This is a genomic window from Paenibacillus sanguinis 2301083 = DSM 16941 (assembly GCF_000374825.1).
GTDB classification, from domain to species: domain Bacteria; phylum Bacillota; class Bacilli; order Paenibacillales; family Paenibacillaceae; genus Fontibacillus; species Fontibacillus sanguinis.
Genome location: NZ_KB895380.1, coordinates 158,452 through 179,929, shown reverse-complemented (window position 1 = coordinate 179,929; position 21,478 = coordinate 158,452). Strand labels below are relative to the sequence as shown.

Here is a 21,478-nt window from a genome sequence, read left to right as displayed (position 1 = left end):
TGGATTTGGGGCTCCCACCCTGAATTCAACTTCACATAAATAATGCAGGTTTGTTTGTAAGAAAGAAGGTGATTTACTCATAAAACGATACCTATGAGCAATAAACAGGGGGGAGGCACATGCACATCGATTATATAATCTGATCATCGGCAAATGACAGATTATAAGTATAAAGACATACCATACAAAATTATAAATAACGAAGCTTATAAATGCAAGTTTCCACAAACAAACGATAACTTACTATATCACCACGTAATGGAGGTCAGGCATAATATGAAATCTATTAATAAATTCAATTCAATTATAGGGATCGTCCTGCTGTTACCGCTCGTTCTGTTCGGTTGTTCATCCAATACGAATAGCGTTAGCAGCAATGAGGGGAGCGGTGCAGACGCTTCGCAGCAAGTGGAGTTGGACATTTTAAGCTGGTGGACGGCAGGCGGGGAAGCCGATGCTTTGAATGCTGTGCTGGACGGATTTCATGCGGCCCACCCTGATATTCTTGTAGAAAATGCCGCTGTGGCCGGAGGGGCGGGATCAAATGCCCAAACCGTGCTGGCAACGCGTCTGGCCGGGGGAGATCCGCCCGCTATTTTTCAGGCGCAGGGTGGACCCGATCTTCTGAGATGGCAAGAGTCCGATTCGCTTGAAGCGCTGACCGGCTTTTATGATGAGTTTGGCTGGAAGGATGTTATTCCGGAGACACTTCTGCAAATGAATACCGTCGATAATGAAATCTACGGATTGCCGATCAACGTTCATAGAAACAATGTGATCTGGTATAACAAAAAGGTTCTTGACGAGAATGGTCTGCAGCCTCCAACGACCTATGACGAGTTCTTCACTACGGCCGAAGCCCTGAAAGCCAAGGGAATCACTCCCTTGGCGCTGGGTGATAAAAATCCAAGATGGGCAACGCTGTTGCTGGAGACGGCATTGCTGGATCAGCTTGGAGCAGATGGCATAGCCAAGCTGTGGACCGGGGATGTGGATTTTGATACGCCGGAAGTCCGCGCAGCCATCGGTATTTACCAAAAGATGCTTACCTACACCAACGAAAATCATAGTGCCCTTGATTGGCAGGATGCCGCTGAGCTAATTGTCAGTGGAGATGCAGCGATGATGATCATGGGGGACTGGGCCTCCGGATTTTTCGCCAGCAAAAATATGGAGCCCAATGTCGATTACGGATGGATTACCACCCCGAGCAAAGAGAAGATTTTTAACGTCGTCAACGATTCCATGGGTATGCCTAAAGGGGTTGCCAACCAAGAAGCTGTGAAAAAATTAGTAGAATACTTTGGCTCTGTAGAAGGACAAAAGGCATTTAATAAGCTAAAGGGCTCCATTCCTGCCCGGACCGACGTAGATGTGTCGGATTATAGCCTATACAGTCAGTCAGCGGCACAAGATTTCAAGGATTCCAAGATTGTATTAAGCCTTGCGGGTGGTTCGGCAACACCTGCTGCATTTATTAACAAATTTGATGAGCTGATCAACATGCTGACGTATCAACAGGATGCCGATGCGTTTGTTCAAGCACTGAATGAGGCCAAAACAATCCTGAAGGGAAATTAAAGCGGCATTACGCAATTGGAGCAAACATTCCACTCAATCTTGACACCATGAGACAATTCGCAGCTAGTTACGGGATGTGTGGTGTGTTTGCTCTCTCTTCTATTGCGGAGTGATCGGATTAGTGAGTTCAGAAAAGTGGCAAGGAGTGGGACTATTGAGTAATCAGAGAAGTGCAATGGGCAAACGAAGAAAGCCTCTCACAACGGATACCTTGTTTTCCTTGCTGATTGTGGTGCCTTCTGTTGTGCTGGTGGGCATCTTCGTCTATGGCTTTATCGGGTGGACCGGCATTGTCTCGCTCGTAAAGTGGAATTCGGTCAACCCGGACTTTACGTTTGTTGGTTTGCGCAACTATGTGAGCTTGTTTGACTCGTTCCGGTTTCAATCGGACCTGAGGAACATGATCTTCTTTTCTATTCTGTTTATAGCTGGAGTCATTGTGCTGGGTCAAGGCATTGCTCTGCTTCTGGAAGCCCGAATAAAGGGGAAATGGTTGTTCAGAAACATTTTTCTGTTTCCGATGGCGATGTCGTTCGTCGTTACGGGCGTGGTGTGGAGATGGCTTTTTAATCCGCAATCCGGAATTAATCTCTTCCTGAGCAAGTTTGGCATTGCGCCCGGCTGGTACACAGATATCTCTATTTTCCCGGGATGGAAGTGGTTCAAAGTCGAATTTGGATTGCCTGTAGCCCTGATTCCCGTGCTCGTAGCTGCCATTTGGCAGATGACAGGATTTTCCTTAGCTATGTATGTAGCGGGGCTTGGGAATGTGCCGGAGGAATTGAAGGAAGCCGCATCTATTGACGGAGCCAGCAAGTGGAAAATCATGACCAAAGTATTGATTCCACAGCTTAGACCGATCACCTTCGGCCTGGTTCTAATTATGTTTCAAATCTCGTTGAAAATATTTGATTTAGTCTATACCATGACGGGCTCCGGGCCTAACTTTGTCACAGATATGCCGGCAGTTTATATGTACGAGACAACGTTCAGGAACAACTACTACGCGGAGGGCGCCGCAATTTCCATGATTATGCTTTTGATCGTTATGATCTTTATTATTCCTTACTTATCCAGACAAAGGGGTGAAGATTAATGTTAAAAACACCCTCACGTCTTTCATCGCTGATGGTCTACGCGGCCTTAATCTTGTTAAGCCTTTTGTTTTTAATGCCGTTTTACGTGCTGATTGTCACCAGCTTCAAATCATTTGATGAAGTATCAGTCATGACCATGTGGCACTTGCCTGAGTCGTTGAACTGGAGCAGCTTCGCAGCTGCCTTTGAGAAGCTAGGGAAGAACTTTTGGAACAGTTTGCTAATGGTTGTGCCAGCCACGGTTATCTCGGCGCTGCTGGGATCGCTCAATGGATATGCTTTGACAAAGTGGAAGTTTAGAGGATCGGAAGTGTTGTTCAATATCTTGCTGTTCGGTATGTTTATTCCTTACCAAAGCATTCTGATTCCGTTGATTAATACCATTCGTGCGTTGGGCCTCTACAATACCATTCCAGGCCTTGTACTGGTACATGCCATCTATGGCCTGCCCATGACGACGCTGATGTTTCGCAATTTCTATGTCAGTATTCCTCAGGCGATGATCGAAGCGGCTCAGGTAGATGGCTCCGGCTTCTTCCGCACCTATACCAAGGTGGTGCTGCCTGTGTCGATTACCTCGTTTGTCGTGGTAGGAATCTGGCAGTTTACAAACATATATAACGAGTTTCTATTTGCCATCACTATTACCGGGTTTGACAAGTATCCTGTCATGGTGGCGCTGCAAAACCTGGCCGGAAGCCAGGTGGTGGAATGGAATGTGCAGATGGCGGGAGCATTGCTAGCTGCTGTTCCGACGATGTTCATTTACATTGTAGCTGGACGTTATTTCATCCGGGGGATGCTTGCCGGGTCAGTAAAAGGATAAATCTATGAATAAGGAGCCGACTATGAAAATCTTAGTAGGATGTCTGTATCACGAGACGAATACATTTAACCCGTTCCCTACTTCTCGGGAGGATTTTGTCTATGTGGAAGGAGCAGAAGTGCTGGATCGCCTTGCCTGCACTTCTCTGCTTCAAAAGAAAGGGATAGAGGTCGTACCAGGTATTTATGCCACCGGCTTGTCCTCGGGCATTGTAAAGAAGGAGGCCTATGAGTTCTTTCGAGATCAAATGCTCGCCTGCCTCGATCAAGAGCTGGACGGTGTATGGCTTCATCTGCATGGCTCGATGATCGTTGAGGAGATCGGTTCGGGTGAGCTGGATCTGGTCCGGGAAATCAGGAAGCATATCGGATATGATATTCCGATCTCGGTCACGCTGGACCCGCACGCCAATCTGTCCGGGGAACTCGCACAGCATATCAACATTGTCCGTTCATACAGAACGGTACCGCATATCGACCAGCCTGAGACCGAATGCATTACGGCTGAACTGTTGGCAACCCATATCGCAACAGCTTCGGCGACGCATCCCGTATTTATTCCGCTGCCCCTGGTTATCTGCGGAGAAAAGGCGCTGGGCAACCAGTTCCCGCTGAACGATATTTTCAATCAACTGGCGGAGATCGAAGCCCAGCAGGGCATTTTAACTGCTTCCTTTTTCCTTGGGCATGCCTGGAGTGATTCCGAGCATACCGGGGCTTCCATTATGATTGTACCTGAATCCCCGGAATTCGAGCCGCTTGCCCGTCAATCGGGGATGAATTTAATGAAATTTGTGCAAGAGCACCGGGATCGCTTCGTCTTCTCATCGCTTGCACTGGAGCCTGCGGCTGCTGTCGAGCGCTCGTTGGCCGAGCCGCTGAAGCCGCTATTTGTATCGGACTCGGGAGATAATACCACGGCTGGCGCGCCGGGTGGAAACACGGAGCTGCTGCAACGGTATCTTGCCACGGAACAGGATAAGAAGGTGCTGATTGCGGCGATTTATGACCGTAAGGCTTTTGTTGAGCTGAATCGCCACGAGGTGGGGGATGGGGTATCCTTTCAGCTTGGCAGCGATTATGACAACCACAGCCGGCCCGTCCAGATTCGCGGGGTGCTGAAAGCCAAAGGCGACCTGCTCGGTTATTTGAATGCTATGGACAACAAGGTGGGCGAGGTGTGTACTGTATCGAGCGGAAATGTAGATATCGTCGTTGCGAACAGCGGGGAATCGTTCATTACGCTCAATCACTTCAGTCGGGCCGGGCTGGATTGGCGGGCTTATGATGTTATCGTAATCAAACAAGGATATCTCTTCCATGAGCTGGCCGAGGTCTCCCGTCAGCATATTCTCGCCCTGACACCGGGAGCGACTTACTTGAAGATCGATTCACTGGATTATCGGCATATCCCTAACGGGAAGCAATTCATTTAACAAGGGAGACAGCTATGAACAAGAAGATCATTGGGCTTGATATTGGCGGTACTACGGTCAAGCTAGGGCTTTTGAATAGAGAAGGCGACATGCTTGAAAAGTGGGAGATTCCTACGGAGCATGGCCCGGGAATAGTCGAAACAATCTACGCGTCGATCTTGGCGAAAATATCCCAAGATGAACTGAATCAGCAAGTGTTAGGCATAGGAGTGGGCGCTCCCGGCTTCGTTAATGAGGGTAAAGTTGAAGCCGTCAATCTGGGCTGGAAAGGATCGCCGCTGCAAGCGATGTTGCAAGAACGGTTTGAGCAGGCTGTATTTGTCGAGAACGATGCCAATCTGGCCGCGCTGGGCGAATATTGGAGAGAGGATGAGAACCGGGTTTCGGACCTGATCTTTGTGACGCTCGGAACCGGGGTCGGAAGCGGTATCATTGTAAATGGTCAAATTATACATGGTTTTAATGGCACGGCCGGGGAGCTTGGTCATGTTATTGTGGATTATAACGGCTATAAGTGCAACTGCGGCCGGACGGGCTGCCTGGACACGATTGCCTCGGCAACCGGTATTGTGCGGAAAGCGAAGGAACGAATGAGCGTTGACCCGACTGGCAAGCTGACTGAGTTTTATCGCACTCACGGTTCACTTAGTGCCAAGGATGTGTTTTACCTGGCGAGTCAAGGGGATGCTGCTTCCCTCGAAACCATCCACTATTCCGCTCGAATGCTGGGGATTACTCTGGCCAATGCTGCTGCGCTCGTTAATCCTTCCAAAATACTGATCGGAGGAGGAGTTTCGCGAGCAGGCGAGTCATTTCTTCAGCTCGTGGACACCTACTTCAAGCAATATGCGCTGGAACGAATTGGCGCAACAACGAAGCTTGAGCTTGCCAAGCTGGGTAATGATGCCGGGATGATTGGAGCCGCTTACCTGGTATTGCGCAGTCTGGAGCAGGAATTTGTTGTGCCAGGGGTATAGGTCTTTTTGAAATAAGGTTTGAAATTTCACAAGAGGGCAAGGTGAATAGGTGTTGAATATTGCTTATGAGGATGTAAAATACACTAAAGTTGCGCCGCCAGAACTGGAGCCTGCCTCTGTTCCGGTCGATTTGCAAGATGAGACGATGATCGAGCATAAGGAGAAAGTTTTGGCGCGTATGCTGGATGCCGGGCTGAATACGCTGGTCATTTACGCAGATCGGGAGCACGGTACGAATTTTGGCTATCTGACCGGGTTTGAGCCACGGTTCGAGGAGTCGGTGCTGGTGCTGCACCAAGATGGGCAGGCTTATATTATGCTGGGCAACGAGTCTCTCAGAATGGCGCAATATTGCCGAATTACTGCACAAGCCATTCATGTGCCGCATTTTTCCCTGCCCAATCAACCGATGGAGACAGACAAGCCGTTTGCGGAATTGCTTGCGGCAAGCGGAATACAATCCGGAAGCTCGGTTGGCGTGGTGGGCTGGAAAATGTTCACAAGTGCACTGGAGGACAATGAGCAGCTATATGATGTGCCGTTCTTTATCGTAGACGCTGTTCGGAGGCTGGTCGGCGGCTTGGGCTTCGTGAAGAATGCCACAGAGCTGTTCATCCATCCTGATCGGGGAGCCCGCGTCATCAATAATGCAAACGAAATTGCCCATTATGAGTTTGGAGCATCGTTGGCATCAGCTTGTGTTCTGAACGCCCTGAATACGATTGAACCGGGCAGGACGGAGCTGGAAATCGCAGATAAGCTGGCCGCCTACGGTCAACCCGTCAATGTGCAGACGATTTGTGCAACGGGCGAGCGGTTTACCAATGCGGTCGTAGCGCCCCGACATAAGAAGGTAGCTCTCGGCGACAGGTTTTCGATGACGATGGGAATGCGCGGCGGGCTGACAAGCCGGTCCGGGTATGTAGCCGCCAAGGAAAGTGAGCTGCCGGACGGACTGCAGGATTATTTACATCAAGTGGCTATCCCCTATTATGCGGCAGCGGCAACATGGTATTCTACAGTGAGAGCAGGCTTGCCGGCCGGTGAATTGTATGAGCGTATTGAAGGTGTTCTGCCAAAGGAGAAGTTCGGTTGGAAGCTGAACCCCGGGCATTTGACCTCGGGAGAAGAATGGATGTCCTCGCCTGTCTTTAAAAATTCATCTATCGAACTAATGAGCGGCATGCTGCTGCAAATGGACATTATACCTCATGTGCCGGGCTATGGCGGCGCCAACGCCGAGGATGGCATTGCACTTGCGGATCAGCCGCTGCGCCAGCAGCTGGAGGCTGAATATCCAGAGGTCTGGGCGCGCATTTGCGAGCGACGCCGCTATATGCAGGATACGCTGGGGATTCGGTTGCATCCGGATGTTCTGCCCTTATCCAATCTATGCGGCTATATGAGACCGTTGCTGCTGGATCGGACGAGAGCGTTCAAGCTGAATAAATAGGAATAATGAGTAGTCATAGATAAGATGTTTGCTCCCCATCAGCCTACAGGAATGAGTATCGATCCTGTGCTGATGGGGAGTTTTTGGCTATCTTTGAGCCTACCGGGATTCCAGCCACTGCAAGATGAATTGTCCCGCCAGGCTGTTGGCCCAGCCGAACCACTCGCGTGTGAATTGCTCAGGATGATCTGGATGGAAGCTTTCATGCATAAGACCAGTTCCGGCGGTGGTGGCCAGCAGTTGATCCAGCAAGTCGAGCTGCTCCTGCTTGTCGGTGGAGGTCAGGCCTTGCATAATCAATCCAATATGCCAGACGTAACCCTCCGGCGTATGCGGGCTGCCTACCCCTGCGGCATAACGGCCCTTGTAGTAATAAGGGTTGTCTTCGCTAAGTACAAATTGCCGCGTGCGCAGATATTTAGGGTCGTCATAGCTGCAATAACCAAGATAAGGCATGGACAGCAGACTTGGCACGTTAGCATCATCCATCAAATTGTAATTGCCGAAGCCATCGGTTTCATAGGCATAAATCGTGCCATGGCGAGGATGCTCTACCGTTCCGTAGGTCTCGATGCCGAAGCGAATCTCCGCTTCCAGCTCGCGTGCGCGCTCAGCCAGCTTGGCATCGGCATAGTAGGTCTCGGCGAAGCTGGCCAAGTGACGCAGAATGACCACCGCGAACATATTGGCAGGAATCAGGTAGCCAAACTTGCAGGCATCATCGCTGGGACGGAATCCCGACCACACCATGCCTGTCACATTCGTTCTTGTTCCCCGGCCTGCCATGGGCAATGTATCCGATGGCAACGTAATATCATCGCGCTCAAAGCTGTAAGAAGAGCGCTCATCGTGATATTGCTCGGTTTGCATCGTCCGCACGATGACATTCAGCATTGCATGAACTTCCTCGGTGAACACGCTGGTATCACTAGTAGCTTCAATATAATCCTGAAGCAATTGTACCGGATAACAGAGCGAATCGAGTTCAAATTTGCGCTCCCAAATCCATGGGCCCATCTCGGTGTGGTCCTGCTGGTGTCCATGCCCGTTGCCCTCCCGGTTGAAGGCGTTGGCGTAAGGGTCCAGCAGCAGGCAGCGGGCCTGCCGCCAGATCAAGCCCCGAATCATCTCCGCTAATTCCCGATCCTCGTGGGCCAAGCGGATGTAAGGTCTTACTTGGGCCGACGAATCGCGCAACCACATGGCCGGAATGTCGCCGGTAATGACGAAGGTCGTTCCATCCTCCATGCGTTCCACTGTTGTATCCAGTGTGTTGCTGTAGCCATTTTTGAATAGCTCGGCGAGTTCAGGCTTAATCTGCTGTAGCTCGGCTGCCGTTGTCTCTATCTGACGTGAAATAGCGTTGAACATTTGTGTTCTCTCCTTTTGTCTTTACTCAATGTGCTATCAGTTGAACAAATGATTGAGGCAAAGAAGCAGACGAGAAAATGTTCTTACGATCGCTGTTGCTCATGGATTTCTCTAATTTAATAAATTCTTATGAGGTAGAAATCCATTCGCAAAGGCAAACGCTCCGCTTCTTCAGAATCATTTCCTCTCTTGCTTGATATGCCTATCGTTTAGTTCAACTTGTAAAGTTATCCCTTGACGGCGCCAGCGGCGATGCCCTTAACAATATGTTTCTGCATCAGAATGTAGAAAATGATGATCGGAATCGTGGAGATCACAAATCCGGCCATGATCAAGTTCCATTGCTGATTATAGCTGCCATAGAAGTATTGCTGAGACAGCGGGATGGTCATCGGCTTGTGATTGCCGTAGACGAGGAACGCAACCAGGAATTCTCCCCAGGCCCATAGCGCATTCAACACAGCTACGGTGGCCGTGATCGGCTTCATCAGCGGGAATACAACCCGGAAGAACATCTGAATGCGGCTGCATCCGTCGATGGCGGCAGCTTCTTCAATCTCCTTGGACATTGTGGCGGTGTAGCTCCGGTACAAGAAGATCGGTACGGGCATCCCGAGGGCAATATAGATCAGGATCAGCCCCACGGGCGAACCAGTGAGCGAGAGCTGACGGGCAATGACGATCAGGGCCACCATATAGACCTGGAAGGGTACGAACAAGGTGGTCATGAAGACGAGCATGATGCCGCTGGAGAATTTGCTCTTCCAACGGGCCAGCGCATATCCCGCCAGGGATGAGACCACAACGGTAAGTGTGGTGGTAGCGGCCACTACAACAAGGCTGAACCATAGGGAGGATAGGAAATCATTATTCGTAAAGATCGTGATATAGTTGTCGAAATTGAGCTTCGCCGGTAGTCCAATAGTGGACACCATGATCTCCGGCTTCGTCTTAAAGGAATTCAGAACCACAATTACGATAGGAGCGAAGAAAAGGATTGCCAATAGCCATACTAATGCGTACAGTCCTGCTTGACGCCACCCTTGTCTTTTGCTCTCGCCGGCAGTTTTCATCATATTTTCTCCTCCCGGGATTTCATCAGTCTGGTCAGAATCAAGGTAATGCCGGCAATCAGAAGGAAGAAGATGGTCGATTGCGCTGTTGCAAGCCCGGTTTGGTTGGCACTAAAGGCCGTATTGTATATTTTCAGCACCATAGTCATCGAAGAGCCCGCCGGACCGCCGGAGGTCATGGTGAACGGCAATTCGAAGATTTTGATATGAGCTGCGGTTGACAAAATCAAACACATCACAATGATCGGAGAGATGAGCGGCAGCTTGATCTTGAACAGGATGTCCGAGGTGCGGGCTCCGTCGATTTTAGCGGCTTCCATCAGGTCATCGGATATGCCTTGCAGCGCTGCCAGATAAATGATCATGTAATAACCGGCTACGTTCCATACTGCCGTAACGGCCAGCGCATAGATAACAATATCGGGGTTGCCCAGAATCGAGGCCTGCCACGAAGCCGGCAATTGGAGCGCGGCGAACAGGTCCGGCAAGGCATCGCTATACACAAACGACCATACATAACCTACCACCAGCAAGCTCATTACGTTCGGGATAAAAAAGATGGAACGCAGGAAGCTTCTGGCACGAATTTTCGTATCCAGCAACAAGGCCAGAATAAGGGATACCACGTTGCCGAGAAGCACGGCGGTGATGGTGAATTTCAGCGTTGCACTAATCGTATCGATGAAGCTTCTATCCTTGAAGGCAGCAATATAGTTGTCCAAGCCGATGAACTTGTAGTTGGTTCTCATACCGTAAGCGTCTGTGAAGGACAAGGCCAGACTCTGCACTACGGGGATGATAAAAAAGATAGTAAACAGCAACAAGGCGGGCAGCAATATGAGAAAATAGAACATATTCGGGCCTTTTAGCTTCATCAGTATCATTCCTTTTGCCACTAGCATTCATTTGTACGTGGCCTAAAGCTGAATGCCCCGGGGGCGGGAAAGAATAATGCCTGGCCCCCGGAAAAGCATCCGCGCAAACATGGTGTTGTTGTAGTTTTATTGTCCGGAAGCTTCAACTTCCTTGGCTCTGTCCCATGCGGCATCCAAATCTTTGGCTAACGTATTCCAGTCCGTTCTGTCCAGCATATACTTGGAGAAATCCTCCCACAGCTTGTCTGTGAACACGGAGCGCAGTACACGGTCGCCATATGGAGTGAACTGACCGCTGGAAATGTATTGGTTGATATCAGCGGCAATCGGATCATAATCCACATTGACGCCATTGACGGTGGAAGATACTTTTACATTCTCGGACCAGATTTGGCCTGCTTCTTGCGAAGCTACAAACTCCAGGAATTTCTTGGCGGCATCCACGTTTTTGCTATTTTTCATGATGGACAAGGAAGTGTCCGGGAATACAAGCAGCTTGGATTCGTCAGGATTATCCGAGATCGGGAAGGCCATCAGGCCGATATCTGCGTCGGGTCCTACCTGACGAATCGGCTCCAGCGCCCATGAACCGTTGCCATAGAACGCAGCCTTGCCTTGAGCGAGCATGGCGTTGGCATCATCGTAGCCGATGTTGAAGGAACCATTGACATCACTGTATCCGTATACATAATCCTTATGCAGGTCGAATGCCAGCTTCCAGCTTTCGTCGGTAGCGATGCTTACATTTCCGGCATCACGTTCTGCCGACCAGTTCGGGTTGCGTCCGAAGACCGTTTCGGCGAACAGGGCAATCAGTGGCATGTAGGCCACGGACAAGTCTTTCGAGCCTGTAGCGAAGGCAGGAATCCCCTTGGCCTTCAGAGCCTCAACAACTTGCTTCATTTCAGTCAAGGTAGTTGGTACTTCCAGGTTGTTGTCAGCAAGGACAGTCTTGTTGTAGTAGAAGCCGATATACCCATTATCAATAGGCATCGCATAAACCTGATCATTATAAATGGCGTTAGCCGCGTTGATGCTCTCGGCATTAAGATTGCCAAGATAGCTTTCTCCCTTCAGGTCGAGCAAATATTCCGTATCGATTTCTTTCATCCAGGTTACGAGGTCCGGCATTTCGTCGGAAGCGGCTCTGGCACGCAGCGTCGTCTTCAATTGATCAGCGTTCATCGTTTGAATTTCGACTTTAATATTGGTGTTTGCGCTTTCAAAACGCTTGATAATTTCTGTGAATGCTGCTTGGCTTGCTTGTTCTTGCTTCAAAGACAGAAATTCAAGCTTGATGTTCTCATTGCTGGGTGTGCCCTGATGATTGCCTGGTTCGGCAGCGTTCTGGCTGTTGCCTCCACATGCAGTTAACACTGTGACGGTCAGCATAACTACAATGAGTGCAGATAACCATTTCTTCATGATGCGATTCCTCCCTTTTTGTGAGCAAAGCATATATGTGAGTTGCGGGCTGCGCTCGGCCGATACGCTGGCCCGCAAAGTACACCGTAATGATTTAGATGATGGAAACTTCAAGACTTCAGAGAGCTATGTTAGCTTATTTAGCTGTAGAGTGGCCCTAATTGCGAGCAAGCGCGATAGTCCATGCCCACCGAGCTATTTTCCAGGCCAAAGGCTTTCCAGTAGCTTGGACGGAATAACCGCTCTTCCGGTACATTGTGCATGTTGACCGGAATCCGCAGCATGGCGGCGAGGGTAATCAGATCACTGCCAATATGCCCGTAGCTGAATACGCCATGATTAGCGCCCCAGTTATCCATGACGGCATAGACATCGCGGAAAGCGTCTTTTCCGGTGAGCTTAGGCACGAACCAAGCGGTTGGCCAGGATGGGTCGGTGCGCTCATCCAGCAGCTCGTGTACATGCTCTGGCAAATCTACCGTATGACCTTCGGCAATTTGCAGCACCGGACCTAATCCGGCAACCAGGTTGATCCGGTAGAAGGTAATCGGCATCCCGCCCTTGGTCAGCAAACGGCTGGAGAAGCCGCCGCCTCGGAAATATCCTTGATGGGCAGCATGCCAGGTAGTGGCTTGCAAGCATCGGTCCACTTCATCCTGGCTAATGTCCCAATGTGGCTTCATCGCCGGCTGGCCATCAATTTGTTGTTCACCGCAGCTATCCAGTGCAACAGAGCCAGAGTTCTTCAGATGAATGACGCCGCCAGCGGCCAAGCCCTCAAGCTCATATCCAGCGACCCGCTTCACGGCTTCCGGACTCCAATAGGTCCGGACGTCCACGAAGGCCTGCGCAGTATGGGTCAGTAAACTCCCCAGCAGCATGGAGGCGCCATTCAGGCTGTCATTCTCAGTAGCCATCACATAAGGAGCACGGCGGCCGTTCCAGTCGAACGAGCTGTTTAGAATCGCTTCGGAAAAGTCGCCATTGGGCAAGTAATCGTTCCAGTGTCGTTGCCCCTGAAATCCAGCGGCAATGGCTTCATGTCCCAATGCTTCTTCTGTGAAGCCCGCTTTAGCCAGCTGCGGATTGCCAGCCATCAGATCCCGCATAATCAAGGTCATCTTCACGACGAACGCCCAGACTTCATCCTTGCGTTCACGGGAGAATTGAGTAGCTGCTTCGTTGTAATCGGTGCCTTCCAGACAATGCTGTCGGGTCCAAGCGAGTGCATGCTCGAATTCCTCCTGATCGAAGATTCCCAGTTGAATCCGGCGGTTGATCTCGCTCATATCTACGTATTCATTGCGCATGCCCAGATATTGCTGGAAGAAGGGTTCGTTGACGATGGAGCCGGCAATACCCATGCTGACAGAGCCAATAGCCAGATATGATTTGCCGCGCATTTGCGCGACGGCCATGGCCGAGCGAGCGAATTGCAGCAGCTTGGCCTGTACATCTTCGGGAATGCTGTCGTCATCCTTGTCTTGTACATCGCGGCCGTAAATGCCGAAGGCAGGCAGCCCCTTCTGATTATGTGCGGCTAGTGCTGCCGCCAGATAAACGGCACCGGAGCGCTCGGAGCCGTTGAATCCCCAAATTGCCTTCGGGCGATACGGGTCCATATCGATGGTTTCACTACCGTAGGCCCAAGCGGGTGTTACTGATATGGTAACGCATACATTTTCAAGCCGGAACTGCTCGTCCGCTTGGCGAGCTTCCTTGATGCTGCTGATGCAAGTAGAGGCAATAACACACTCTACAGGTGAACCGTCGCTGTAATGAAGCTGTTCGCTTAGCAACCGGGCTACCGCTTGAGCCATTGAGAGCGTTTGCGGTTCAAGCGCTTCCCTGACGTTGCCGACCCGAGCATCCACGACCGGTCTGATACCGATTCGAATTCTATTATCCATCACTGATGTCTCCTTGCTGTCGTTAGGTCAGCATCCAAATATAACGTACTGTTATATTTGGAGCTTCAATCTTGGTTTATGGAAGATATGATCAAACACTAAATAGCAGCCGCCTAACGCATACTCGTGTTCCAGTAATTGACCAGGCACGATGCTTAGTCGATTAAAGTGTTCCTTCAATAATTCGCCGGCCGTCTCTTGCAAGGACTTGAGCAAGACCGAACCCTCCAGGTTCGGGCAGCCGCCAATTACAAAGTTAGGGATTTCAAAAATGCGTGCCAGATTCACCAGAGCAAGTCCCAGGTAATGGCCTGCTTCTTGCAATAGGGAGGAGGCCCGCTCATCTCCTTCTTGTGCAAGCTGAACCAAGTTCTCCAGCCGTAGTGGAGACTGCTGGGCCGAAGCGGAATTCCCGCTTCCCTCGCGATAACGACGAATCAGATTAAGTTCGCTGGCAAATACATTCAAGCTGCCCTTGGGGCCGCCAAGTCCTTCCGGTCCGCTGACATCGAGAATCATTTGACCAATGAAGCCTGCGTTGCCATTCTCTCCGCCATAGATTCCGTTCTTCATGAAGATTGCACTACCTACGCCAGAGCGCAGCCCGATATAGATAAAGTCCTGATTCTCTGCAGATAGATAGAAGCGCTGCTCTACCAGTCCCATCAAATGAACATCATTGCGCACATAAACTGGTAGATGAAGGCGATCTTCCAGAATGGATTTGATGTCTACGTTATGCCAACCGTTAATCCGTTCAATAAAGATAGACAAGCCGTTATTTTTGTCAACCACGCCGGACATACCGATGCCAATACCTTCGATCTTCAGCCGATCTACACCGGATTCGTCAATCAACCGGGCAATTTCATCGGATAGGCGATCGGTGATGTATTGCACCGAGCTGTCGAGCGGACAATGATAGTGGTGCGAGGCTAAAATTTTGCCATTGGAGTTAGCCATCGCTATCCGAACTTGCGGGAATTCAAAGTCAACCCCGATGCCGTAGTATGCATCTGAATTAATAGCGAGCAATGCCGCTGCTCTGCCTCCGGTGGACTCAGCAAGTCCACCCTTGATAATGATATGGTCATCGGTTAATTCCTTAACTGAATTAATAACCGTAGGCCGGCTCAAATTCGTCTTCTTCACAATATCCTCAACGGTGATTGGCTGGTAGCTGGATATACATTGCAAGACCAAATACTTATTAGCTTCTTTTAAAATTTTGGAGTTATTCTTTCCCAATCCATTTCACCCTTTGCAAAAATAATACGCCCTCTTAATTATAAGCAAATCTACCTTCTTCTTATAGAGCAGGCATTATTTTTCGCTTTTAGGTACGCTTTCATTGGCTCATTTCTTACTGCGGCATTGTGTTTGATCGGGCTTGATGATGCCAGTATAGCAAGAACAAAAAGTTTTGTAAATACATTTTACTAAAGTGTTTTTTAAATGTGTTATTGAAAACTATTTGGTTTATGTTACAATGACTCTCGTAAGGCCTAAAACGCTATCATTGGGACGGTGACTAGATGAGTAATCACAAACTGGCGCAATTACTTGCGCAGAAATCCGATCAATTAATTCAAGGCTGTATCAAGGTGGCTCATGATGGTACGAAGTTGTTTACCCCTGACGGGATTGCTAGTTATGATGCGCTGTGGGTGCGCGATTTTGCTTATATGGTTGAATACGCTTTCGATTTCCTCAAGCCGGAGGATATCCGGGCTGCGGTAGATTTCGTTATAGGAGGGCGGCGTGAGGACGGGTGGCTGCCTGACCGTATTTATGCGGACGGATTAGGGGTCTATGCCGCAGGTGTGGTAGAGAAGCCGGTAGGGGAGGCCAATCTGGATAATACACCGTTCCTGGCTTTTGTGGTGTATTTCTATCTTAAAGCTCTGGAGGAAGGGGAAGCTCGGGAGTTGTTCGGCAAGTGGGTCAGGGCTCTGGACCAAGGCATGTCGCTGATTCCGCTTAGTGGCGATGGGCTTGTCTACAATGATCCGGCCAAGCCGCATTCTCCATATGGATTTACCGATACCATTGGCAAGACGGGCGAGCTGTTCATGGAATCGCTGCTCTTCTGGCGGGCCTGCCGCTTTTTGCAGGAATTGCACGAGAAGTATGGACAAGCGGCTGTAGCCAAGTCCTATCGTGAGCGGGCGGCTGCGATTGAACAGAGCATCTTCAAGCTCTACGATTCGTCTCGAAAAGGCTTCTATGCGGCTACCGACGAGTGCAAGCAACTGGACATCTGGGGCATCGCGTATCTGCTGTACATTGGCTTCCCGGCGGATGACATCTATGAGGATCTCCTGACCTTCCTGCATGATAACTACGAGGCTTATGCCTACAAGGGCCAAATTCGCCATCTGCTGCAAGGGGAATACTGGGAGCGTCTGCTCATCGATGTGCCGCATGAGGAATACCAAAATGGAGCTTATTGGGCGACGGCCAGCGGCTGGGTGATCTGGTGTCTGGCTCAGAAGGATGGCAAGCTTGCAGCGCAAGCCTTGAAGGATGTAGCAGACAGCTTTGTGAATGACGGCATCTTCGAGTGCTTAAATGAAGGCTACAGCAAGCTGGACAGCTTCGTCGTCAGCGCGACCAATGTGTACGGAGCCTATCAACGGTTGGTGCAGGAGCAAGCACAGTCCTTCATCCAGGCCGTGGATGAGCTGGAGCAGCTCTGATGTCAGCCCGGCATCAAGTGCTGGTGGCTGGAAGTGCGAACATCGATGTCGTGCTCCAGATTCCGCGCATCCCGCATCAGGGTGAATCGCTGGTAGTGGCGGGACAGCGTACCGGACTTGGCGGCAAGGGCTCCAACCGGGCTATTGCCTTGCAGCGGCTGGGTCTGGACGTGCAGCTCTGCTGCAAGCTGGGACAAGATAGCAGCGGCGGTCTTGTATTAAGTGCGCTACAGGCTGAAGGAATCGGAACCCGGCTCGTGAAGCGGGACGAGCATGTTGGTACGGGAGCAGCCTATATCATGGTTGAACCCGGTGGCAAGAATACGATTTTATCGTACTTGGGTGCGAACAATGCTTTTACCAAGGCGGATATTAACGAAATTGTCGATCAACTGTCGTCGTTCTCCTTTTTATCCATGGAGCTGGAATGCAGCCTTTCCTTAATTGAGCAACTGCTATATCACGGCCGAAAGCAGGACAAGGTCATCATCGTGGACGCAGGACCTGTGCGTGAGATCGAGCTTAGTGAATTTCGGGATGTAGACGTGTTCAGCCCGAATGAGACGGAGGCGGCTCAGTGGACGGGCTTTGCTGTAGATACGGAAGCAGCGGCGCGTGAAGCTTGCCGTTACTTGTATGAGGCTACAGGGAGCAAGCGGGTGTTGCTCAAGCGTGGAGAGCATGGCGCGATGCTGTATGATGGCCAGGATATCCGAAACTTCCCTGCCTACCGCGAGGCGGGGCATGTGGTCGATACCACGGCGGCAGGAGATTGCTTCATGGGCGCATTGACGTTAGGCATGGCCCGAAACATGCCGCTGGATCAGGCCATTTATTATGCGAACGTGGCAGCAGCCATTGCAGTGACCCGCTCCGGTGCGGCTGCTTCGCTGCCAACGGGAGCAGAGGCGGATGCGATGTTCGCCAAAGCTCGGGAAGGGGGTTACGTCAAGTGACAAACAAATTATCCTTATCAATCATGTGTGCGGATCAGCTTAACCTGAAGGGAGCGCTGGAGGATGCAGCGCACATTCGGGCGAACTTCATTCATGCCGATATTATGGATGGCAACTTCGTGCATAACATTACGCTGGGCTTTGACCAACTGCGGATGCTGGCCGAGAAGTCGTCCGTTCCAGTGGATGCTCACCTGATGGTCAGCAATCTGGATATGGCCATTCCGCTGGTGCTGGATACAGGCTGTACGCATGTCTGCTTTCATATCGAGGCGACTCATACGCCGATTCGTTATTTACGCCAAATCCGCGAGAGCGGCAAGCAAGCCGGGATTGCCATTAATCCGCACGGCTCGATCGACTTCTTGCAGCATCTTCATCAGTACGTTGATTACGTCCTGGTCATGACGGTAGAGCCTGGCTTTGCCGGGCAGAAGTTCCTGGAGCACACGGCGCTGAAGATCAAGGAGATTCGCGAGCTGCTCGGTCCGGACAAGGACATTATGGTCGATGGCAACATCGGTCTGGACAGTGCCCGGCTCTGCCGCGAGTACGGGGCCAACGTCTTCGTGCTAGGCACCTCGGTAGCCTATAGCCAGCAACAGATCAATGCAGCGCAAATTCAGACCTTCCGCGATAAGCTGGATGTTCCGGTGCAGTGACCGCAAAATATACTATCTATGTGGCAATCTACTAGAAAAGGCGACACCTATCTCCTGAGAGGATGAGTGTCGCTTTTTGTTTGTTGTGGACGGGGACTATGATTCAAGAAGCGATCAACTGATCGTGGACCAGGTCTTCAGTCAAATAGATACGGAAGCTAAGCGACTTAGTGCAAAATAACTGTTGGATAGAGGTTTCAGACAAGGTCTGAGCTCTATCCATTTTTTGATTGTTTTCATGTTGCAAAAAACGACAAAATTAGTAACTTCATATATCTAAACCAAGTGTCGACATTTTTCGCTATATGCAAAAGCAAAAAATGGGATAATAATACTATTTATATTTTGTGAAATTAGGAGGATAGATGATGGTGGGAGTGGATCATAAATAAATCTAAAGAAGCAGGTCTTTGGATTATATTGGAGGCATGCATATCGAAATTGAACAAAATTACAATTTTATTGAGTCTTGATTAGAAAGGGGAGCAGTATGACTAGAAAAAGAATAAACAGACAAGTGTGCCTCATGCTTATCGCAATATTTTGTATATCATTAGTTTCATTATATATGACAAGCAATAAAGCAGAAGCAGCAGGTGAGTGGAAATCGATTTATAAAAAAACTCATAAATTATTGAACTACAAAGATAAAGTGTACTTGCATTATTCAACAAATATCCCCAGAAGTGAACTGAAGAATTACAGGATAGATCTCTCTTGGACTTATACCTCATATCTTATATACGACTACACGGATAGAGATATTGGTAGTTATTATGTTGAAGCAGTAAAGTCTGGTGACACTGATGTTATGGTGAGAAAAACAATTAAAAGAGGGGGCAGGGGCGGTTCTGCTTCCTATTTGCTCTCCACAAACAATGATCTTTCTGTCACAGAAAGGATTACAACTTACTTTAGAACCAATGAATCTAATCTTATAAAGACTATCACTGTGGAAATCTATCATAGAGATGTAACCCCTCCTACTAATCCTGTAATTTCTGTTAACCCATCGGGATACACCCAAGGCAATGTCTCTGTTTCGATTGGTGGGAGTACGGACACCAGTGGAATTACCAGGTATGAGTACAGCCTTCAAGGAGCTCATAATTTGGGATGGACAGTATATAACAACCCGATACCGATTACCAACCCCGGACAGACTACGATTAGTGCCAGGGCAGTGGATGCAGAGGGTAATGTCAGTGGGGTGAGCACTTCCATTGCGTACATAGACAAAACAGGCCCAACAGGACCAGCCGTATACATTAGCCGATCGGGTTGGAGTAATACGGACGTCACGGTAGGCATCAGCAGCCACGGGGCTGACAGCCAGTCCGGCGTATTAAGAAGTGAAATCGCCGTGACAGGAGCGACTAATATAGGATGGCAAACCTATACGGGAACGTTCAACATATCGGCTAATGGTGAGAGTGTCGTCCATGGCCGAACGATAGACAATGCTGGTAATGTGGGTTCAGCTAGTACAGGCGTGGTCCACATCGATAAACTTGCGCCCAACCAGCCAACAATTAGCATGGATGGAAACTGGAGCAGCAGTAATAAAACTTTTACGCTCCAACACGGAACAGATAATGGAGGAAGTGGAGTAAACCGAAGCCAATACAAGCTGGGAAATAGTGGGGCATGGACCGATTACACCGATCCGGTAACCGTAAACCAGGAGAACCTCGTCGTTTACGCCAGGACGATAGATAATGCCGGTAATACGGGAAAGGTTGCTCAATTCAATGGAAATATTGATCGTACACCTCCAACGCAGCCTTCCATTACATTGAGTGAGACCGGATATACGTCCAAAAATATTTCGGTCACTGTAACTAGTGGGCAAGATGCCATGAGTGGCGTGCTGAAATCACAGTATCGGATTGGTAGTTCAGGAGCATGGACCGATTATACGATGCCCTTTTCAGTGACTAATGAAGGGGCAACGACCGTCTATGCCCGTACCATGGACAAAGCAGGGAATGTGAGCGGAGAAGCAACCGCAGTGGCTAAAATTACTAGGACCAAGCCGGTAGAGCCAGCTATCACGTTAAGCCCTGTGGACTGGACAAGCCAGAATGTTACCGCGACTATCAACAATCCGAACAACTCAACTGGAAGTATCTCCTATAAGATTCAGTGTAAGATCGGGGATACCGGGGCATGGGCTGATTATAAGTCTCCCATCACCGTTTTAAATGAAGGCATAAAGGTGTATGCGAGGGTTGTTGATGCAGCAGGTAACATCAGTGAAGAGGTCTTGGCTGAACCAAGAATAGATATGACAGCTCCGACGGAACCAATGATTGAAAGTGTTTTGAATCCGAGCGGATCAGAGGCCAATATCACGGTAACGCCGGGAACGGATATACTTAGCGGAGTGAGCCGGACGGAATACAAAATGGGGGATCAGGGTGCATGGACAGCGTATGAGACACCATTTACCGTTAACCGTCAGAATGCGGTGATCGTCTATGCAAGAACAATAGATCAGGTCGGGAATATATCCATTGAAGCAGTAGAAGTAATCGATGCAGATTCATACCAGAAAACACTGGTCGAGGCCATCCAAGCAGTTGAAAAAGCTGAGGCATCAAAGCTTCAGTCGGATGTCAATGCGGCCGTCACCTTAATTAGTGAATTAAAGGAACTCGATCAAGAATCTCTGCTGAACCGGTTGAATGCTATCCAAGTGATTCCGGACGTGCCAGGTGATCAAAACAGCCCGTCCACCCCTGCCAACCTGGTCGGTACAAATGCAACGCCAACCGGCATGAAACTGTCCTGGAAGGCTTCTACCGATGATGAAGGCAGCGTCAGCTACGAAATCTATATGGATGGTCAGCTCATAGGTGAGACAAGAAAACTCGCTTATGAAATCACAAACCTGGATCCGCAAACCAGCTATACGTTTACCGTGAAGGCCAAGGATGTCGCTGGAAATTATTCCGGTCCGAGCAATACGGTCACTAAAGGTGTATCTAAAAACTATAACTACAAGTATGATGCCGCTGGAAGACTGGACTATATCGAGTCGAATGGCAAAGTGATTTTTGATTACCAATATGACAAGAACGGGAATCTCTTACAAATCATTACGCTGATCAATCCTTAAGATTGGAGAAAAGGTCG

Annotated in this window: 16 protein-coding genes; 10 read left to right on the top strand and 6 right to left on the bottom strand. The window is 49.6% G+C overall.

The genetic code is table 11. The annotated features are described in order from the left end of the window. The first annotated feature begins 276 nt into the window (after positions 1-276). The 6 genes from C557_RS0110165 to C557_RS0110140 all read left to right on the top strand — a co-directional run bounded on the left by C557_RS0110165 (position 277) and on the right by C557_RS0110140 (position 7,369). Positions 277-1,581 carry an ABC transporter substrate-binding protein gene (locus tag C557_RS0110165; RefSeq protein WP_018751759.1) on the top strand — a complete coding sequence of 435 codons (1,305 nt, stop codon included), beginning with the start codon at positions 277-279 and terminating at the stop codon, positions 1,579-1,581. 175 nt (positions 1,582-1,756) lie between these two features. Further along, positions 1,757-2,677 (top strand): carbohydrate ABC transporter permease, encoded by a 921-nt coding sequence (locus C557_RS0110160; protein ID WP_018751758.1) that lies wholly within the window; start codon positions 1,757-1,759, stop codon positions 2,675-2,677. Further along, positions 2,677-3,504 carry a carbohydrate ABC transporter permease gene (locus tag C557_RS0110155; RefSeq protein ID WP_018751757.1) on the top strand — a complete coding sequence of 276 codons (828 nt, stop codon included), beginning with the start codon at positions 2,677-2,679 and terminating at the stop codon, positions 3,502-3,504. Before C557_RS0110160 ends, C557_RS0110155 begins: the two co-directional genes overlap by 1 nt. A 22-nt stretch (positions 3,505-3,526) precedes the next feature. Then, positions 3,527-4,939 carry a M81 family metallopeptidase gene (locus C557_RS0110150; protein WP_018751756.1) on the top strand — a complete coding sequence of 471 codons (1,413 nt, stop codon included), beginning with the start codon at positions 3,527-3,529 and terminating at the stop codon, positions 4,937-4,939. Positions 4,940-4,953: 14 nt separating this feature from the next. Further along, the gene (locus C557_RS0110145; RefSeq protein ID WP_018751755.1) at positions 4,954-5,916 is read left to right on the top strand and encodes an ROK family glucokinase; all 963 of its coding nucleotides are present in this window, start codon (positions 4,954-4,956) and stop codon (positions 5,914-5,916) included. 52 nt (positions 5,917-5,968) lie between these two features. Continuing rightward, positions 5,969-7,369 carry a M24 family metallopeptidase gene (locus C557_RS0110140; protein ID WP_018751754.1) on the top strand — a complete coding sequence of 467 codons (1,401 nt, stop codon included), beginning with the start codon at positions 5,969-5,971 and terminating at the stop codon, positions 7,367-7,369. Between the two features lie 99 nt (positions 7,370-7,468). Here C557_RS0110140 and C557_RS0110135 read toward each other — a convergent pair whose 3' ends face one another. The 6 genes from C557_RS0110135 to C557_RS0110110 all read right to left on the bottom strand — a co-directional run bounded on the left by C557_RS0110135 (position 7,469) and on the right by C557_RS0110110 (position 15,271). Next, positions 7,469-8,740, bottom strand: coding sequence for a glycoside hydrolase family 125 protein (locus tag C557_RS0110135; RefSeq protein ID WP_018751753.1), 1,272 nt, complete (start codon positions 8,738-8,740; stop codon positions 7,469-7,471). Positions 8,741-8,967: 227 nt separating this feature from the next. Beyond that, positions 8,968-9,816, bottom strand: coding sequence for a carbohydrate ABC transporter permease (locus C557_RS0110130; RefSeq protein ID WP_018751752.1), 849 nt, complete (start codon positions 9,814-9,816; stop codon positions 8,968-8,970). Next, positions 9,813-10,688 carry a carbohydrate ABC transporter permease gene (locus tag C557_RS0110125; protein WP_018751751.1) on the bottom strand — a complete coding sequence of 292 codons (876 nt, stop codon included), beginning with the start codon at positions 10,686-10,688 and terminating at the stop codon, positions 9,813-9,815. Before C557_RS0110125 ends, C557_RS0110130 begins: the two co-directional genes overlap by 4 nt. Positions 10,689-10,814: 126 nt before the next feature. Further along, positions 10,815-12,113 (bottom strand): ABC transporter substrate-binding protein, encoded by a 1,299-nt coding sequence (locus tag C557_RS0110120; protein ID WP_018751750.1) that lies wholly within the window; start codon positions 12,111-12,113, stop codon positions 10,815-10,817. Positions 12,114-12,253: 140 nt separating this feature from the next. Beyond that, a complete protein-coding gene (locus C557_RS0110115) occupies positions 12,254-14,023 on the bottom strand; it encodes an L-fucose isomerase (protein WP_018751749.1) in 1,770 nt (589 codons plus the stop codon). Positions 14,024-14,074: 51 nt separating this feature from the next. Continuing rightward, complete coding sequence (locus C557_RS0110110) at positions 14,075-15,271, bottom strand: ROK family transcriptional regulator (protein ID WP_018751748.1); 1,197 nt, start codon at positions 15,269-15,271, stop codon at positions 14,075-14,077. 287 nt (positions 15,272-15,558) lie between these two features. Between C557_RS0110110 and C557_RS0110105 the strand changes: the two genes are divergently transcribed. The 4 genes from C557_RS0110105 to C557_RS24175 all read left to right on the top strand — a co-directional run bounded on the left by C557_RS0110105 (position 15,559) and on the right by C557_RS24175 (position 21,461). After that, positions 15,559-16,722, top strand: coding sequence for an MGH1-like glycoside hydrolase domain-containing protein (locus C557_RS0110105; protein ID WP_018751747.1), 1,164 nt, complete (start codon positions 15,559-15,561; stop codon positions 16,720-16,722). Beyond that, positions 16,722-17,678: a ribokinase gene (locus tag C557_RS0110100; RefSeq protein WP_018751746.1), complete on the top strand. Its 957-nt coding sequence runs from the start codon at positions 16,722-16,724 to the stop codon at positions 17,676-17,678. The genes C557_RS0110105 and C557_RS0110100 overlap by 1 nt, the downstream gene beginning before the upstream one ends. Beyond that, positions 17,675-18,340, top strand: a complete 666-nt coding sequence (locus C557_RS0110095; protein ID WP_018751745.1) for a ribulose-phosphate 3-epimerase — start codon at positions 17,675-17,677, stop codon at positions 18,338-18,340. Before C557_RS0110100 ends, C557_RS0110095 begins: the two co-directional genes overlap by 4 nt. Before the next feature lie 1,111 nt (positions 18,341-19,451). Then, entirely contained in the window at positions 19,452-21,461 is a 2,010-nt protein-coding gene (locus C557_RS24175) for an OmpL47-type beta-barrel domain-containing protein (RefSeq protein WP_018751744.1), read from the top strand. Positions 21,462-21,478: the final 17 nt, after the last annotated feature.

Excerpts from the sequence above, each read along its gene's own strand:
- C557_RS0110165 (WP_018751759.1), top strand. The coding sequence starts at position 277 with ATGAAATCTATTAATAAATTCAATTCAATTATAGGGATCGTCCTGCTG.
- C557_RS0110160 (WP_018751758.1), top strand. The coding sequence starts at position 1,757 with ATGGGCAAACGAAGAAAGCCTCTCACAACGGATACCTTGTTTTCCTTG.
- C557_RS0110155 (WP_018751757.1), top strand. The coding sequence starts at position 2,677 with ATGTTAAAAACACCCTCACGTCTTTCATCGCTGATGGTCTACGCGGCC.
- C557_RS0110150 (WP_018751756.1), top strand. The coding sequence starts at position 3,527 with ATGAAAATCTTAGTAGGATGTCTGTATCACGAGACGAATACATTTAAC.
- C557_RS0110145 (WP_018751755.1), top strand. The coding sequence starts at position 4,954 with ATGAACAAGAAGATCATTGGGCTTGATATTGGCGGTACTACGGTCAAG.
- C557_RS0110135 (WP_018751753.1), bottom strand. The coding sequence starts at position 8,740 with ATGTTCAACGCTATTTCACGTCAGATAGAGACAACGGCAGCCGAGCTA.
- C557_RS0110130 (WP_018751752.1), bottom strand. The coding sequence starts at position 9,816 with ATGATGAAAACTGCCGGCGAGAGCAAAAGACAAGGGTGGCGTCAAGCA.
- C557_RS0110125 (WP_018751751.1), bottom strand. The coding sequence starts at position 10,688 with ATGAAGCTAAAAGGCCCGAATATGTTCTATTTTCTCATATTGCTGCCC.
- C557_RS0110120 (WP_018751750.1), bottom strand. The coding sequence starts at position 12,113 with ATGAAGAAATGGTTATCTGCACTCATTGTAGTTATGCTGACCGTCACA.
- C557_RS0110115 (WP_018751749.1), bottom strand. The coding sequence starts at position 14,023 with ATGGATAATAGAATTCGAATCGGTATCAGACCGGTCGTGGATGCTCGG.
- C557_RS0110105 (WP_018751747.1), top strand. The coding sequence starts at position 15,559 with ATGAGTAATCACAAACTGGCGCAATTACTTGCGCAGAAATCCGATCAA.
- C557_RS0110100 (WP_018751746.1), top strand. The coding sequence starts at position 16,722 with ATGTCAGCCCGGCATCAAGTGCTGGTGGCTGGAAGTGCGAACATCGAT.